This window comes from Phenylobacterium sp. (assembly GCF_037138395.1).
Taxonomy (GTDB): Bacteria; Pseudomonadota; Alphaproteobacteria; order Caulobacterales; family Caulobacteraceae; genus Phenylobacterium.
In genome coordinates this window covers 1-15216 of sequence record NZ_JBAXIM010000058.1, presented here as the reverse complement: position 1 = coordinate 15216, position 15216 = coordinate 1, and the positions used below count along the sequence as shown (strand labels likewise).

Annotated in this window: 14 protein-coding genes and 2 tRNA genes; 6 read left to right on the top strand and 10 right to left on the bottom strand. The window is 70.2% G+C overall.

What is annotated here, in order from left to right; translation table 11 throughout:
- Positions 1–11: 11 nt before the first annotated feature.
- The 4 genes from WCJ52_RS06515 to WCJ52_RS06500 all read right to left on the bottom strand — a co-directional run bounded on the left by WCJ52_RS06515 (position 12) and on the right by WCJ52_RS06500 (position 4252).
- Positions 12–88: transfer RNA gene (locus WCJ52_RS06515), tRNA-Arg, on the bottom strand.
- Positions 89–131: 43 nt separating this feature from the next.
- Positions 132–2462 carry an arylsulfatase gene (locus WCJ52_RS06510; protein WP_336902497.1) on the bottom strand — a complete coding sequence of 777 codons (2331 nt, stop codon included), beginning with the start codon at positions 2460–2462 and terminating at the stop codon, positions 132–134.
- Entirely contained in the window at positions 2459–3436 is a 978-nt protein-coding gene (locus WCJ52_RS06505) for an NADPH:quinone oxidoreductase family protein (RefSeq protein WP_336902496.1), read from the bottom strand. Before WCJ52_RS06505 ends, WCJ52_RS06510 begins: the two co-directional genes overlap by 4 nt.
- 30 nt (positions 3437–3466) lie before the next feature.
- On the bottom strand, positions 3467–4252 hold the full coding sequence (locus tag WCJ52_RS06500) for an SDR family NAD(P)-dependent oxidoreductase (RefSeq protein ID WP_336902495.1): 786 nt from the start codon (positions 4250–4252) through the stop codon (positions 3467–3469).
- A gap of 164 nt (positions 4253–4416) precedes the next feature.
- Here WCJ52_RS06500 and WCJ52_RS06495 point away from each other — a divergent pair, with 164 nt between their 5' ends.
- Positions 4417–4716 carry a hypothetical protein gene (locus tag WCJ52_RS06495; RefSeq protein ID WP_336902494.1) on the top strand — a complete coding sequence of 100 codons (300 nt, stop codon included), beginning with the start codon at positions 4417–4419 and terminating at the stop codon, positions 4714–4716.
- Between the two features lie 65 nt (positions 4717–4781).
- Positions 4782–5372, top strand: coding sequence for a cation transporter (locus WCJ52_RS06490; protein ID WP_336902493.1), 591 nt, complete (start codon positions 4782–4784; stop codon positions 5370–5372).
- Between the two features lie 39 nt (positions 5373–5411).
- Here WCJ52_RS06490 and WCJ52_RS06485 read toward each other — a convergent pair whose 3' ends face one another.
- From WCJ52_RS06485 to WCJ52_RS06475, 3 genes are all read right to left on the bottom strand, one after another.
- Positions 5412–6416: an NAD(P)-dependent alcohol dehydrogenase gene (locus WCJ52_RS06485; protein WP_336902492.1), complete on the bottom strand. Its 1005-nt coding sequence runs from the start codon at positions 6414–6416 to the stop codon at positions 5412–5414.
- A gap of 131 nt (positions 6417–6547) precedes the next feature.
- A complete protein-coding gene (locus WCJ52_RS06480) occupies positions 6548–7447 on the bottom strand; it encodes an SAM-dependent chlorinase/fluorinase (RefSeq protein WP_336902491.1) in 900 nt (299 codons plus the stop codon).
- Between the two features lie 5 nt (positions 7448–7452).
- Positions 7453–8709, bottom strand: coding sequence for a serine hydrolase domain-containing protein (locus WCJ52_RS06475; RefSeq protein WP_336902490.1), 1257 nt, complete (start codon positions 8707–8709; stop codon positions 7453–7455).
- Positions 8710–8746: 37 nt separating this feature from the next.
- Between WCJ52_RS06475 and WCJ52_RS06470 the strand changes: the two genes are divergently transcribed.
- On the top strand, positions 8747–9757 hold the full coding sequence (locus tag WCJ52_RS06470; RefSeq protein WP_336902489.1) for an alpha/beta hydrolase: 1011 nt from the start codon (positions 8747–8749) through the stop codon (positions 9755–9757).
- On the top strand, positions 9754–11079 hold the full coding sequence (locus tag WCJ52_RS06465; protein WP_336902488.1) for an acyl-CoA dehydrogenase family protein: 1326 nt from the start codon (positions 9754–9756) through the stop codon (positions 11077–11079). The genes WCJ52_RS06470 and WCJ52_RS06465 overlap by 4 nt, the downstream gene beginning before the upstream one ends.
- Positions 11080–11158: 79 nt before the next feature.
- On the opposite strand, the gene WCJ52_RS06460 is transcribed toward WCJ52_RS06465, so the two are convergent.
- The gene (locus tag WCJ52_RS06460; RefSeq protein WP_336902487.1) at positions 11159–11926 is read right to left on the bottom strand and encodes a Sir2 family NAD-dependent protein deacetylase; all 768 of its coding nucleotides are present in this window, start codon (positions 11924–11926) and stop codon (positions 11159–11161) included.
- A 148-nt stretch (positions 11927–12074) separates the two neighbouring features.
- On the opposite strand from WCJ52_RS06460, the gene WCJ52_RS06455 reads away from it, so the two are divergent.
- Entirely contained in the window at positions 12075–13376 is a 1302-nt protein-coding gene (locus WCJ52_RS06455) for an ammonium transporter (protein WP_336902486.1), read from the top strand.
- Between the two features lie 235 nt (positions 13377–13611).
- On the opposite strand, the gene purU is transcribed toward WCJ52_RS06455, so the two are convergent.
- Together purU and WCJ52_RS06445 are read right to left on the bottom strand one after the other, a co-directional pair.
- Positions 13612–14454, bottom strand: a complete 843-nt coding sequence (gene purU / locus WCJ52_RS06450) for a formyltetrahydrofolate deformylase (RefSeq protein WP_336902485.1) — start codon at positions 14452–14454, stop codon at positions 13612–13614.
- An 86-nt stretch (positions 14455–14540) separates the two neighbouring features.
- Positions 14541–14834, bottom strand: a complete 294-nt coding sequence (locus tag WCJ52_RS06445; RefSeq protein WP_336902484.1) for a YggT family protein — start codon at positions 14832–14834, stop codon at positions 14541–14543.
- 97 nt (positions 14835–14931) lie between these two features.
- Here WCJ52_RS06445 and WCJ52_RS06440 point away from each other — a divergent pair.
- A tRNA-Ala gene (locus tag WCJ52_RS06440) sits at positions 14932–15007 on the top strand.
- Positions 15008–15216: the final 209 nt, after the last annotated feature.

Genomic DNA, 15216 nt, shown 5'->3' with positions numbered 1-15216 from the left:
ATTGAAATCGCTGGCGCACCCGACACGATTCGAACGTGTGACCTTTGCCTTCGGAGGGCAACGCTCTATCCAGCTGAGCTACGGGTGCGTCTTCAGCGGAGGGGCCTTTTAGCTGAAAGGCGGGCGCATGGCTACTGCGACGAGACGCTGGCGCGGAACTCGCGTTCGGCGAGGGTCTGGCGGTCTGCGGGGGACAGGTCGGACAGGCGCTCCAGGGTGACGGTGCGGATCGCAGCCGTGCACGGATAGACGTGGGGATAGGGCCCAACCGGGGCGCCGGTGTCGAGGCCGACGTCGAAGGTCTCGCCGCTCATGGAGAAGACCACCGGCACCGTGCGCTCCAGCCGGGCCTCGCCGGCCGGGGTGCCGTCTACCGACAGGGTGAGGATGCCGCCGGCGCCCAGGCCGCCGTCGTAGGCGAAGCCGACCTCCAGTAGGTGCGGCCCCGGGGCCAGGGGCCCGCCGTCGCCGACCCCCGTCAGCTCCCGGCCGAAGTAGTTGTAGATGAACCGGGGCGCGCCAGCCGCGTCCAGGTAGAGGCTCCAGCCGGCCATGTTGCCGCCCTGGCAGGCGATGACGCCCCGGGCCGGCACCTCGCCAACCTCGATGTCGGCGGTGATCCGGTAAGAGCAGTTCTTCAGGTTGACGACAATGCTCTCCGGGATCCGGACATGGGCCGTCGTGTAGGTCATGGACCGGGCCGACCCCAGGGCCGTGGGCACGGCCAGGCCCGGGTCCGCCCGGCGAGCGGGGTCGCGCATCGGATAGACCCCGTTGCGCCGGGCCTCGGCGTCGAACACCGCCTTAAGTTCCTCCAGCTTCTCCGGGAACTGGGCCGACAGGTCCCGGCCCTGGGAGAAGTCCTCGGCGATATTGTAGAGCTCCCAGCGCTCCTGCGGGCCGTCGAAGGGCGTGGCCAGGAAGCGCATCCAGGGCACGCGGCCGTGGAAGCAGGAGGCCATCCAGCCCTCATGGTAGATGGCGCGGTTGCCGAGGATCTCGAAGTATTGGGTCGTGCGCTGGCCGGGGGCGTCCGCCGAGCCGAAGCTGTAGCCCATGGACACCCCGTCCATGGGGTCCTGGTCCACCCCGTTGACCCGGGTTGGCGCCTCCACCCCCGCCGCCTGCAGCAGGGTCGGGGCGATATCGATGACGTGGTGGAACTGCGAGCGGAGGCCACCCGCCCGGGGGATGCCGGCGGGCCAGCTCAGGGCCATGGCGTTGCGGGTGCCGCCGAAATGGGAGGCCACCTGCTTCATCCACTGGAAGGGGGCGTCCAGGGCCCAGGCCCAGCCGGCGTTGAAGTGGTTCTCGCAGCGGGCGGTGCCGAAGTCGTCCATGTGGGCGAGCATCCACTCGGGATCCTCGGGCACACCGTTCTGGAAGGAGGGCGCAGCCCAGGCGCCGTTCAGGGTCCCTTCCGCCGAGGCGCCGTTGTCGCCGGTGATGTAGACGACGAGGGTGTTGTCCGCCTGGCCCGAGGCCTCGACGAACTGCAGAAGGCGGCCGATGTGGTGGTCGGTGTGGGCGAGGAAGCCGGCGAAGGCCTCCATGAGCCGCCGGGCCATGGGCTTGTAGCGGTCCGGATAGTCCTCCCAGGCTGGGATCTCGTCGGGCCGGTCGGTCAGGACCGTGCCCTCGGGGATGACGCCCAGGGCGATCTGCCGCTCGAAGATGGTCCGGCGCAGGGCATCCCAGCCGTCGTCGAACTGGCCGGCGAAGCGGTCGATCCAGGCCTTAGGGGCATGGTGCGGCGTGTGTACCGCGGGGGTCGGGAGATAGAGGAAGTAGGGCTTGCCCGGCGCCGTCGCCCGCACCCGCTCGATCCAGGCAATGGACTGGTCCACCAGGTCCTCGGTGAGGTGGTAGTCGGGCTTGCCGAGATAGGGGAAGACCGGCGTCGTCTGGTCGTAGACGGGGGGCTCGTACTGCGAGGCCTCGGCGTTGATGATGCCATAGAAGCGCTCGAAGCCCATGCCCGTCGGCCAGCGGTCGAAGGGACCGGCGGGGCCCTGCTCCCAGGTGGGGGTCAGGTGCCACTTGCCAAAGCAGCCAGTGGCGTAGCCGTTCTGCCGTAGGATCTCCGCCACCGTCGCCGAGGAGCGGGGGATGAGGCTGTCATAGCCGGGGAAGCTGTTGGCCCCCTCGGGAATGCCGCCCATGTGCACGGCGTGGTGGTTGCGCCCGGTGAGCAGGGCCGCCCGGGTGGGCGAGCACAGGGCCGTGGTGTGGAACTGGTTGTACCGCAGGCCCTTTGCGGCCACGGCGTCCAGGGCCGGAGTGGGCACGGGCCCGCCGAAGGTGCCGAAGGATCCAAAGCCCACATCGTCCAGCATGATGAGGATGATGTTCGGCGCGCCCTCAGGGGCGCCGTCCTTGCGCAGGCGCGCGGACTGGGACTCATCCAGCAGCCGCTCGATCCGGCCTTCGAAGGGCCTGGAGGGTTTGGGAAGCTCGGTCATGCCCCCGACCCTACCAGGGTCTTGCCCATCCCCTGGCCGGAGAGGGCGAACTCCAGGGCCTCGCCGTAGGCGGCCAGGGAAAAGCGGCGACCTTCGGGGGGTGCCAGGCGGCCGTCCTCCACCCAGGCCAGGAGGCGAGAGAGGGTCTCGGCGGCGCGGGGTGACTCGAACAGCAGGAACTGGCGCACGTCCACCCCGGTGAGGGCGGCGCCCTTCATCAGGGGCAGGTTGGCGGGAAGGGCCGGGATGGGGCCACCGGCAAAGCCCACCACCAGGTGGCGTCCGCCCCAGGCCAGTGACCGAAAGGCTGGCTCGAACAGGGGGCCGCACACGGGGTCGAAGATGACGTCTGGCCCGCGTCCGCCGCACAGGGCCTTCAGCCGGTCGCGCCAGGCCTCGGCCCCTGTGTCCAGGACCTCGTCCGCCCCGCAGGCCCGGGCGAAGTCGCGCTTCTCCGGCGTGGAGGCGCAGGCGAGGACCCGGGCGCCGAGGATCTTCCCCACCTGGACGGCGGCTGTCCCCACGCCCCCGGCGGCGCCCAGGACCAGCAGGGTCTCGCCTGGGCGCAGGGCGGCCCGGTGCTCCAGGCCGTGCAGGGCGGTGAGGTGGTTGATGCGGAAGCCGGCGGCCTGGCCGGAGGTCATGTTGGCGGGCAGGCGCGTGCAGGCGCCCGCCGCCGCCAGGGCATACTCGGCGAAGCCCCCCGCCACCGTGGCCATGACCCGGTCGCCGGGCGCAAGGCCCTCCACCCCCTCGCCGAGGGCGTCGACTACGCCTGCGACCTCCTGGCCAGGGGTGTGCGGCAGGGGCGGCTTGACCTGGTATCGGCCAAGGGCAACCAGGGCGTCAACGTATCCGAGGCCGCAGTCCGTGACGCGCAGGCGCACCTGCCCTGGGCGGGGCTCAGGGACCGGCGCCTCGACGAGGCTGTAGCCGTCCAGGGAGTCCAGGCTTTCGCCGACGACCTTCCTCATTCCGCGTCCTCCTTCAGGCCCCGTCCTCCTTCAGGCAAGGCCCAGCATGCGGGGCAGGTCGGGCTGGCCGGTGTGGGCCGTGACCCCGCCGTCGACGGCCAGGATGGACCCGGTCATATAGCTGGCGTCGTCCGAGGCCAGGAAGGCGACCACGGCGGCGATCTCCTCGGGTCGGGCGAAGCGGCCCATGGGCACCCGGGCGTCCCAGGCCTCGCGCACCCCCTGCAGGTCGTTGATGCCGGCGATGATTGGGGTGTCCACGGGCCCCGGGCAGACGGCGTTGACGCGGATGTTCTCCCGGGCGTGGTCGATGGCCACCGAGCGGGTCAGGTTGATCACCCCGGCCTTGGCGGCGTTGTAGGCGGCAAAGGCGAAGTCTCCCGCAAGGCCCGAGATGGAGGCGGTGTTGATGATGGCACCGCCGCCCCGGGCGCGCAGGGCGGGAATCGCCGCCTTGCAACCGTAGAAGACCGAGGACAGGTCCACGTCGATCACCCGGTGCCAGTCCTCGACGGCCAGGTCGGCGGCGGTGGCGAAGCTGCCGATGCCGGCGTTGTTGAACAAGATGTCGAGGCCACCGAAGGCCTGCACGGCGTCGGCCACAAGAGCGTCGACCTCGGGCCAGACAGCCACGTCCACCCGGCGGAAGCGCGCGCGCCCATCGCCCAGTTCGGCGGCGAGGGCCGCGCCGGCCTCGGCGTTGAGGTCGGCCAGGAGCACCGAGGCGCCCTCGGCGTGGAATCGGCGGGCGGCGGCGGCGCCAATCCCCGAGGCCCCGCCCGTGACGACCGCCACCTTGCCTTCGAACCGTCCCATGGGCGCCTCCGCATCCGTGCCTTCGCACCACCCTGCCCCAGGGTGGCGGGGGATGCACCCCTGAGGCTGCGTCAGACGGCCGGTTTCATCTGCATGTCGTGATTCCGTCTGGGATTCTGTCACAGAGGTTCGCCACGGTTTACACTTTCTTTCCGGAGGCGAAGGTGGGGACCCGGCAGCATCAAGGACACGCAATCCTGCGGGATCTGCCGCCGGTCGAGACTCTGCGCGACTGGATCGGCGAAGGCCTGAGGGCGGCTGGCGGGGAATGCCACCGCTCGCTCATCCTGTCCTATATCGCCAGCCGCACCGGTCTGCCCGCCAGCCGCGATCTCGAAACCCGGATGGTCAGGGCTTTCGAAATGGAGGCGGCGGACCTCGCCTCTCCCTTCGAGCCCCGGTTTGGGTCCGGTTCCCATCGTTGGCGGCTGCGCGCCCAGGAGACCCGATCCGGACAGGTCTGAAGCCGGTGGCGAAACCCTCGGAGATCGGGGAGACTACCGTCCAGACCGGAAGCTGGAGAGACTTCATGGAGGACGCAGGACCAATCCGCCGGGCTGTGGCCTGGGCGGGCGGACTGAACCTGGCCTACTTCGGGGTGGAGTTCGCCGTCGCCCTGACGGCGGGGTCTGTGGCCCTGTTCGCGGACTCGGTGGACTTCCTTGAGGACGCGGCGGTCAACCTGCTCATCCTGGTGGCCCTGGCCTGGGCGCCAAGAGCCCGGGCCCGGCTGGGCATGGGGCTGGCAGCCCTCCTCCTGGTCCCGGGCCTGGCCACCCTCTGGATGGCCTGGACCCGGTTCAGCGCCCCGGCCTCGGCGCCGGACGCCGGATTGCTGACCCTGACCGGGCTGGGCGCGCTGGCGATCAACCTGACGGCGGCCTTCATCCTGGCGGGCGCCCGCCGGGAGGGCGGCAGCCTCACCCGGGCCGCTTTCCTGTCGGCGCGCAATGACGCCCTGGCCAACATCGCCATCATCGGCGCGGGCCTGGTCACCGCATTTGCGTGGAGATCAGCCTGGCCGGACCTCATCGTGGGCCTCGGGATCGCCGCCCTGAACGCCGACGCCGCCCGGGAGGTCTGGATGGCCGCCCGCAAGGAACATGCGGCGGCGGCCTGAGGCCCATCGGCGCGGCCGAGGCGGCAACTGGAAGCGGACTCAGATCTCGAGGCAGATCTTGCCGAAGTGCTTCTGCGAGATCTGGTGGGCGAAGGCGGCGGCGATGCCGTCCAGGGGGAAGGTGGAATCGATCACCGGGCGAATTGTCGAGACCTCCAGGGCCCGGATCATCTCCGCCTGCTCCTGGCGGGAGCCCACGGTGACGCCCTTCACGGCGACGTTCTTGGACATGATCAAGGCCGTGGGCACCTCACCGGCAAAGCCCGCCAGGACGCCGATCAGCGAGACGTGCCCACCGATCCGGGTGGCCGTGACGGACTGGCCCAGGGTGCCGGCCCCGCCGATCTCGACCACCACATCGACGCCCCGTCCGCCGGTCAGGGCGGCGGCGGCAGCGCCCCATTCCGGGGTCTGGCGATAATTGACCAGGTGGTCCGCCCCCAGGGCCTTCAACTTCTCAAGCTTTTCGTCCGAGGAGGAGGTCGAGATGACTGTAGCGCCCGCCGCCTTGGCCATCTGAAGGGCGAAGATGGAGACCCCGCCCGTACCCTGGGTCAGGACCACGTCGCCGGGCTTGATCCGCGCCTCGACCATCAGGGCCCGCCAGGCGGTAAGGGCGGCGCAGGGCAGGGTCGCCGCCTCGGCGAAGGACCAACCGGCTGGCATTCGGGTGAAGGCCCGGGCCGGCATGGCGACGTATTCCGCCGCAAAACCATCGGCATGGTCCCCGGGCACGCCCAGCAGGCGCTCCAGGACCGGACCGCCGGTCTCCCAGTTGGGGAAGAAGGCCGACAGGACCCGGTCGCCTGGGGCATAGCCCGTCACCCCTTCGCCCACGGCGACCACCTCGCCGGCACCGTCCGACATGGGGATTCGGCCGTCGGCGGACGGGATCATGCCCGCCACCACGGCGAAGTCATGGAAGTTGAGCGAGCTGGCGCGAACCCGGACCAGGAGCTCGCCAGGGCCGGCGACGGGCTGGGCCCTCTCCTCGATGACCAGCTTGTCCAGCCCGCCCGGGGCGCGGATGGCGGCGACTTTCATGGGCCTCTCCCTGTCTGGCCACTCGGGGCCGGTGCGCGTGCGCAGAGCACATTGTCCAGTATTGCAGACGCCGCAAGGTCACGCGGCGTCAGTCCTTGCCCCCAGAGGGCAGGAATCCCAGTGTGCAGGACTCAAGGGCGGCGGGGGATGAAGACCTCGACCCCGGCGCCCACCCGTCGGGCCGCGGCGTAGTTCCCCAGGTTCAGGGCCAGGCTCATGCGGCCCCGGGAGTCGGGATAGATGAGGACCGCCCCCTCGGGTACGTCGCTGAAGGTGCGCATGTAGGGCGCGGGCTCAGGCCGGCCGGCCACGGTCAGGGGGACGACGTCCCCGATCCTCCAGCCCAGTCCGGCGAAGGCCTCGGCGGAGAGGTCAAGGATCAGGTTTCCATAGGGCCCGTCGGTCCCGATGGCGTGGGCGTGCACCCCCTCCGGGCCAACCCTGGGCGGCGCAAGGTCCAGCCTCACGAGGGACTTCGGATCGATCCCAGGCCCCACCCCGGCCCAGTCGTCACCCCGGGCCAGATGGCCGGCGACTGGCGAGAAGATGTCCCGGCCATGGAAGGTCGAGGACCGCCGCGCGCCGATCATCCAGGACTCGGCGGTGATCTCGCGGGCCGCGACGACCGGGTCCGTGGCGTCCAGAAGGGTGATCAGGCCGTTGTCTGGCAGGACCAGGCTCTGTCCGCGCCGGGTGCGGGCCACGATGGCCCGGCGCCGGGACCCGACCCCAGGGTCGACCACCACCACGATGACCGCGTCCGGCACCAGCCAGGGGGCGGAACCGGCCAGCAGCCGGGCGCCAGCGGCGACGTCGTAGGGCGGGACCCGGTGGCTGATGTCGAGGAGGCGGGCGTCCGGCGCAAGGGACAGGATGACGGCCCGGCAGATGGCGACGGCGTCGTCGATCTCGTCGAAGTCGGAGAGAAAGCCCACCATCCGACCGGGGGCAGCGCGGGTGACACCCGGGACCAGGGTCAGGGCAAGGCCAGCGGCCAGCAGGCCGCGTCGGGGCAGGGCGGCGGTGGTCATCCGGCTCAGGTTCCGAGGGCGGCGTAGAGGCGCCGAGGCGTGATCTCGCGGACATTGGGCGTACCGGCGCCCGGGACGCTTCCGTTGACGTTCTGGATCATGCCCACGAAGACGATGTCGTTGGTGGGATCGATCCAGAACCAGGTGCCGAAGGCCCCGCCCCAGTAGAAGGTCTCGCGCCCCTGCGGGGTCCGGGCGGCGACGGGATCCTGGATAACCGCGAAGTCGAGGCCGAACCCGACGCCTGGCTGGGCCGGTCCGTAGAGGTCCACCATTACGCCCGGGGCCAGCAGGTTGCGGCGCATGAGGCGGACCGTTTCCGGCTTCAGGACCCGGGCGCCGTCCAGCAAGCCGCCGTCCAGCAGGGCCTGGGCAAAGCGGAAATAATCTGAGGCGGTGGAGAGCAGGCCGCCGCCGCCGGACAGGAAGACAGGCGGGGCCACAGGGACCACCTGGGCCGGGCCCGCGACGATGCGGCCGTCCCGGTAGGTGTGGATCCTGGCCACCCGGGGCGCCTTCTCCGGCGAGACATGGAAGCCCGTGTCCGGCATCTTCAGGGGGCCGAAGACGTGCTGGGCCAGGTAGGCGTCGAGGCGCTGGCCCGACAGCCGCTCGACCACATGGCCCTGGATGTCGACGCTGGGCCCGTAACGCCAATCCGTCCCCGGCTGGAAGGCCAGGGGCAGGGCGGCGAGCCGGCGGATCATTTCCTTCAGGTCGCCGGACCTGAGCCCCGCCTGGGCGTAGCCGGCGCTGACGTCGAAGCCGGCGGTGTGGCTCATCAGCTGGGCCATGGTCATGGGCGAGGCCTGGGGGACGAGGCTCCCGTCCGCTGCCTTCACCTGCAGCCCCGCGAACTCGGGAATATGCCGGGCGACGGGATCGTCCAACTTCCAGAGCCCCTTCTCCCAGAGCTGCATCATGGCGACCCCGACCACCGGCTTGGTCATGGAGGCGATGCGCCAGATGGTGTCGGGCCGGGCCGGGGCGCCGGTCTCGACGTCGGCGAGGCCCCGGGTCTCGAAGTGGATCACCTTGCCCTTCCGCGCGGCCAGGGTAGTGACCCCCGCCAACTGTCCCCCGTCCACCAGGGCCTGCAGGTCGTCGGACAGGGCCTTCAGCCGGGCCGGATCGAAGCCGGCGGCCCGGGAATCCGCGAGCGGCAGGGCCGGGGCGGCAGCGAAGGACCCTCCCGGGAGACCGGCGGCGAGGACAGGTGAGGCGGCGGCGGCGGCGAGAAGCTTGCGGCGGGTCAGGCGCATGGGCATGGTTCCATATATGAGGACTGGCGCATCATCTGTGATCCTGCACGCTGCAGGCCGACCGGCGCAACCTCCGGTTCGCCGGGGGCTGGGCGCCCTGCTCGCCGCTGGCCTGCTGTACGGGGCGACCCCGGCCGCCGCCGCCGGGGCCTGCGTCGGGATCGCACCGGGCGAGGACCGTCCCGTCCGGGACCTGGCCTATGCCATGCCGGAGGCCGGCGTCCCCGCCGACGCCCTGAGCCTGGACCTCTGGCCGGGGGCGAGCCCCCTTCCCGCGCCCCTGGTGGTCTTCGTACACGGCGGGACCTGGATGAACGGCGGCAAGTATGCGGGGACAGCGGGACAGGCCCGGGCCTTCCGGTCCGCGGGTTTCGCCTACGCCACGGTGAACTACCGTCTGCGACGGTATGCCGCACCGGACGGCGCCGCCCGGGACATCGCCCAGGCGATCGCCTTCCTGCGAGCCGAGGCCGGGGGCTGCGGCGTCGATCCCAGCCGCATCGTTCTGATGGGCCATTCTGCAGGCGGCCACCTCGCCGCCCTGGTTGCCCTCGACCCAGGCTACCTGGCGGGGGCGGGCGTGCCTCCCGGCGTCGTCCGGGCGGTGGTCCTGCTGGACGCCTACGGCCTCGACATCCCCCGCCATGTCCGCGAGAGCGGGGACCCGGTTTACGCCCGGGTCTTCGGCCCCGATCCCGTGGGCTGGACAGCCATGTCGCCGGTCACCTACGCCGGTCCCGGGCGGCCACCAGCCGTCATCCTGCATGTGGACGCCCGCAATCCCGAGACGCCGGGACAGGCCCGGGTCCTGGCCGAAGCCCTCCGCGCCGCCGGGGGTGAAGCGGTGGTCCACGAAGCGGAAGGGGAGAACCACATCAGCATCAACTTTGGCTTTGGTGCCCCGGGGGACGAGACCACGCGTCGGACCCTGGACTTCCTCGCCAAGCACGTAACGCAAGGGACGGGCTTGTCAGGACTGCGCGCTACAGCCTTAATCCCACCGACCTCGGCGGACAGCGCCGGCACTCACGAAGGATACACCCGATGAACGCCCCGATCCCTCCCTCCACGGGCCCCCTGACCTTCGGCTTCAGCCCGCATGACGACATGAATGACCTGCGGATGAGCGACAAGGCCACGCCGCTCTACGAGCATGTCAAGCGCTTCATCGCCGAGACCGTCGTGCCCATGCAGACGGAGTTCCGGGCCCTGGGCGAGGGCCATACGGACCGCTGGACCTTCGCGCCGGGCCAGCTCGACGTGCTGGAGAAGGCCAAGGACCAGGCCAAGAAGGAAGGCCTCTGGAACTTCTTCCTGCCCGATGCTGATACCGGCGAGGGCCTGTCCAACCTCGATTACGCCTACATCGCCGTAGAGCTGGGCAAGGCACCCATGGCCTCGGAGGTGATGAACTGCTCAGCGCCGGACACCGGCAACATGGAAGTGCTCGAGCGCGTCGGCACCCCCGAGCAGAAGGAGCGCTGGCTGAAGCCCCTGCTGAACGGCGAGATCCGCTCGGCCTACGCCATGACCGAGCCGGCGGTGGCCTCGTCCGACGCTAAGAACATCGCCACCCGGGCGGTCCTGGACGGTGACGAGTGGGTGATCAATGGCGAGAAGTACTACATCTCTGGAGCCGGCGACCCGCGCTGCAAGATCATGATCACCATGGTCCGCACCGACCCCGACGCCCCGCCGCACAAGCAGCAGTCGCAAATCCTGGTGCCCATCGACGCCCCCGGGGTGGAGATCCTCGGCCCGATGCACGTCTTCGGGGAAGACCACGCCCCCCGCGGCCACATGCACATCCGCTTCACCAATGTGCGGGTGCCTAAGTCCAACGTCCTCCTGGGCGAGGGCCGCGGCTTCGAGATCAGCCAGGTCCGCCTTGGGCCGGGCCGGATCCATCACTGCATGCGGACCATCGGCAAGGCCGAGCGGGCCCTGGACCTCATGGTCCGCCGGGGCCTGTCCCGGGAGGCCTTCGGCCGCAAGATCGCCTGGCTGGGCGGCAATGTGGAAATCATCTCCCGGGCCCGGATCGACATCGAGGCCATGCGCCTGATGGTCCTCAAGGCGGCCAAGGCCATGGACGTCCTGGGCAACCGCGAAGCCCGGGTCTGGGTCTCCATGGTCAAGGCCATGGTGCCGGAGCGGGCCTGCAAGATCATCGACCAGGCCATCCAGATGCATGGTGCGACGGGCATTTCCCAGTGGACGCCCCTGGCCTCCATGTACACCGACGTGCGCCACCTGCGCTTTGCCGACGGCCCGGATGAGGTCCACCACATGGTGGTCGGCCGCAATGAGATCCGGGCCTACGAGGGCGGCGCCGAGGACGTCCCGGCCGCCGTTGCCCTGAGGAACTGAGGGGGCGGAGCTGAACGGGCGGAACTGAGCGGGCAGAACTTACCGGGCAGACTGGGGACGGGGCGATTTGGCCCCGGTCTCAGCCGGGGAAGTTGGCCGGGACCACCTCGGACAGGGTGGGTCCGATCTCGTCGTGGATGACCAGGTCGGCGTAGGCGTCCAGGTCCGTGGCGTCCCGGTTCACGATCACCAGGCGTGCGCCAGACCGGCGTGCCTGCAGGGGAAAGCCCGCAGCCGGCCAGACGGTGAGGCTGGAGCCCAGCACCAGGAAGAGGTCGCAGGACAGGGTCTCGTCCTCGGCCCGGCGCATGGGTTCCTCGGGCATGGACTGGCCGAAGGAGATGGTCGCCGTCTTCACCAGGCCGGTGCACTCCCGGCAGGCGGGAAGTTCACCCCGGACCTCGAAGGCCGGGCGCAGGTCGTCGATCTCGTGGCGCAGGCCGCAGGACAGGCAGGTCGCATAGCTGGCATTGCCGTGCAGCTCGATAACCCGGTCGGCGGGGATGCCCGAGTGCTGGTGCAGGTTGTCGACGTTCTGGGTGATGATGGCGGACAGGCGCCCGCTCTCCCACAGGCGGGCCAGGGCGAAGTGGCCCGCGTTGGGCTCCCGGCCCGTCCAGCCGGCGCGGCCCTGGAAGGCCCGGGTCCAGGATTCCCGGCGCTTTTCCTCGCTGTTCACGAAATCCTGAAACTGGATGGGCTTCATCCGGCTCCAGACCCCGCCCGGCGAGCGGAAGTCCGGAATTCCCGATTCCGTGGAGATTCCGGCCCCGGTGAAGGCCACAATCCGCTCTGCAGACCGAAGGACCTGGGCCAGATCGTCCCGTTTTGCCAATTTTCCGGTCACTTTCCGACTCCGTCTGTCTGCGCCGCTTCGGGCCTGCCTCAGGGGAAGGCGCCCTGAGCCTGTTCTTTGGGCCTTTTCAGCGCCGCCTGATCCTGTAGCCAAGGACTTCAGGACAACCGCCGGATTGGCGCAAGTGGGGATGCGAGGCATGAAGCGCGGAAGACGAATAGGTGCGGCGCTCGCCAGCCTCAGCCTGGGCCTGCTGGCCTCGGGACCTGCCCTGGCCCAAGCCCCTTCGCAGGTGGACTCCGGGGACACCGCCTGGCTGCTCAGCGCCACCGCCCTGGTCCTGCTCATGAGCCTGCCGGGCCTGGCCCTCTTCTATGGCGGCCTGGTGCGGACCAAGAATGTCCTGTCCGTCCTCATGCAGTGTACGGCGGTGGCCTGCCTGGCCTCAGTGGTCTGGCTGGTGCTCGGCTATTCCCTGGCCTTCTCCGGGACCGCCCCCTTCATTGGCGACCTGGGCAAGGTCGGCCTGATGGGCCTTTCCCGCGGCGACGTCGTGGGCACGGCGCCCGAGATTGTCTTCTTCGGCTTCCAGATGGCCTTCGCCGTCATCACCCCGGCCCTGATGATCGGCGCCGTGGTCGAGCGGGTGAAGTTCTCCGGCCTCCTGGCCTTCTGCGCCGGCTGGCTGGTCCTGGTCTATGCCCCCGTCTGCCACTGGGTCTGGGGGGGTGGCTGGATGGCGACCCTCGGGGTCAAGGACTATGCCGGAGGCTTGGTGGTGCATGCCACGGCCGGCGTCAGCGCCCTTCTTCTGGCCCGGGCCGTAGGCCCCCGGGACGGCTTTCCCCGCGCGCTTTCGCCGCCGCACAATCCGGGCATGACCATGACCGGGGCGGGCCTGCTCTGGGTCGGCTGGTACGGCTTCAACGGCGGCAGCGCCCTGGCGGCCAACGCCGACGCCGGCGCAGCCCTGACCGCCACCCACATGGCGGCGGCCTCGGCGGGCCTGGTCTGGGCCCTGATCGAGCACCTGCGCTTCGGCCGGTCCAGCCTGGTCGGTCTGGTCACCGGCGTCGTCGCCGGCCTGGCCACCGTGACCCCGGCCTCGGGCTTCATCAGCCCCCTGGCGGGCCTGGCCCTGGGGGCGCTCGGCAGCCTGGTCTGCTTCGAGGCCGTGACCCTGGTGAAGGCCAAGCTGGGCATTGACGACAGCCTCGACGTCTTCGCCGTGCATGGGGTCGGCGGCATCCTTGGAACCCTGATGGTCGCCGTACTGGCCCACCCCCTCCTGGGCGGGACCGGCTATGCCGAGGGCGTGACCCTGGCGGGCCAGGCCTGGCGGCAGGGGCTGGGCGTCCTGGTGGTCTGCGCCTGGTCGGCGGGCGCCAGCCTGGTACTGATCGCCATCGTCCGGCGACTGACGGGACTGAGGGCCAGCGACGAGGTCATCGACGACGGCCTGGACCTCGGCGCCCACGGCGAGCGGGCCTACCACATCTGAAGGTGAAGGCGGGCCACGGCGGCGCCATTGACCCCCTCACCGGGCTTCGCCCGGAGCTCCCCCTGATGGGGAGCAATTGCGCTGAGTCATTCCTCCCCCAAGGGGGAGGTGGACCGGGGCGACGCCCCGGGACGGAGGGGGTCAACGGCGCTTCAGCTGACCCCCTCACCGACCTTCGGCCGGAGTTCCCCCTGGGGAGAGCAATGGGCACCGGGCCTGAGGTGGCGCGCGGCCCCTAGTCCCTGAACACCACCGTCTTGCGGCCATTCAGCAGGACCCGGTCCTCCAGCACCCAGCGCACCGCCCGGGCCAGGACCCGGCGCTCGATGTCACGGCCCTTGCGCACCAGGTCCTTGGGTTGGTCGCGGTGGCTGATCCGCTCCACGTCCTGCTCGATGATCGGGCCCTCGTCGAGGTCGGGGGTGACGAAGTGGGCCGTGGCACCGATCACCTTCACCCCCCGGGCGTGGGCCTGGTGATAGGGCCGTGCGCCCTTGAAGCCCGGCAGGAAGGAGTGGTGGATGTTGATGCATTGCCCGGCCAGGTGGCGGGCCATGTCCTCCGACAGGATCTGCATGTAGCGCGCCAGGATGACGAGGTCGGTCCCGGTGGCCGCGATCAGGTCGCGTAGGCGCGCCTCCTGGTCGGCCTTGGTCTCGGGGCTCACCGGCAGGTGGTGGAAGGCGATCCCCTTCAGGTCGGTGTGCGGGAAGCTGGCCTCCGGGTGGTTGGAGACCACCGCCGAGATGTCCATGGGCAGCTCGCCCTGGCGCCAGCGCCAGATCAGGTCGGCCAGGCAGTGGTCAGTCTGCGAGGCCAGTATCATCACCCGCCGCCTGTCCCTGGGATCCCGCAGGGTCCAGTCCATGGACAGGTCCGCCGCCAGGGCCTCCAGCCCAGGGTGCACCGCCTCCGCCCCGCCGGGGCCAGGGGTGAAGACCACCCGCATGAAGAAGCGGCCGGTCTCTGCGTCGTCGAACTGCTGGGCGTCGAGGATATTGGCGCCGTGCTCGAACAGGAGGGTCGAAACCCGGGCGACAATGCCGGGCCGGTCGGGACAGGACAGGGTAAGGATCACGGACAGGCTCCCAGGACGGGGCGGCGCAGACCCCCTGTGCCGCAGGCCGGGAAGGCGCGCCGCCTCAGGCTCGCCGGGGAAGCGGCTCAGAGGCCGCCAAGCAGGGCCGGCAGGATGTAGCGCTGGACGCCCTGCAGGATCAGCACGGCGAGGACCGGGGTGATGTCCAGGCCGCCGATGGGCGGGATGATGCGCTGCAGGGGCGTCAGGACCGGGGCGGTCAGGGTTTCGAGAATCCTTTGGATACCGGCCACGGCGCTGTTGCGCAGGTTGATGACGTTGAACGCCGTCAGCCAGGACATGATGGCGCTGATGATAATCGCCAAGACCATGAGCTGGATCAGGCCATTAAGGATGAAGTGCAGGAAGCTTCCAATCATTTCCGCCTCATAAAGCCCCCGCAGGCCGGCGGCAAGACGGGACCGCCAAGCCGTCTTGACAGCCCCGCCCCAAAACCGCTTATTCCGCGCCTTCCTTGGGGCCGTAGCTCAGTTGGTAGAGCGCATCGTTCGCAATGATGAGGTCAGGGGTTCGATTCCCCTCGGCTCCACCAGGAAGTCCCCGGCATACCCCTGAAGCTCCCAGGTACCCTACGTTTCCGGGCCGCGGTGCCCGTGCTACAAAGGCCAATGTTCGGCGCTTCCTGGTCCTACCGGGTCCAGCCGATGATCGATCCCCTCTTTCGGGTCGGGATGGCGCCGGCCGTCGCCCTCTGGGCCCTGAGCCTGGGGACCCCCGTCGGCGCCCATGGGCCCGGGTGCC

Excerpts from the sequence above, each read along its gene's own strand:
- WCJ52_RS06510 (WP_336902497.1), bottom strand. The coding sequence starts at position 2,462 with ATGACCGAGCTTCCCAAACCCTCCAGGCCCTTCGAAGGCCGGATCGAG.
- WCJ52_RS06465 (WP_336902488.1), top strand. The coding sequence starts at position 9,754 with ATGAACGCCCCGATCCCTCCCTCCACGGGCCCCCTGACCTTCGGCTTC.
- WCJ52_RS06505 (WP_336902496.1), bottom strand. The coding sequence starts at position 3,436 with ATGAGGAAGGTCGTCGGCGAAAGCCTGGACTCCCTGGACGGCTACAGC.
- WCJ52_RS06445 (WP_336902484.1), bottom strand. The coding sequence starts at position 14,834 with ATGATTGGAAGCTTCCTGCACTTCATCCTTAATGGCCTGATCCAGCTC.
- WCJ52_RS06475 (WP_336902490.1), bottom strand. The coding sequence starts at position 8,709 with ATGCGCCTGACCCGCCGCAAGCTTCTCGCCGCCGCCGCCGCCTCACCT.
- WCJ52_RS06500 (WP_336902495.1), bottom strand. The coding sequence starts at position 4,252 with ATGGGACGGTTCGAAGGCAAGGTGGCGGTCGTCACGGGCGGGGCCTCG.
- WCJ52_RS06485 (WP_336902492.1), bottom strand. The coding sequence starts at position 6,416 with ATGAAAGTCGCCGCCATCCGCGCCCCGGGCGGGCTGGACAAGCTGGTC.
- WCJ52_RS06490 (WP_336902493.1), top strand. The coding sequence starts at position 4,782 with ATGGAGGACGCAGGACCAATCCGCCGGGCTGTGGCCTGGGCGGGCGGA.
- WCJ52_RS06455 (WP_336902486.1), top strand. The coding sequence starts at position 12,075 with ATGAAGCGCGGAAGACGAATAGGTGCGGCGCTCGCCAGCCTCAGCCTG.
- WCJ52_RS06480 (WP_336902491.1), bottom strand. The coding sequence starts at position 7,447 with ATGACCACCGCCGCCCTGCCCCGACGCGGCCTGCTGGCCGCTGGCCTT.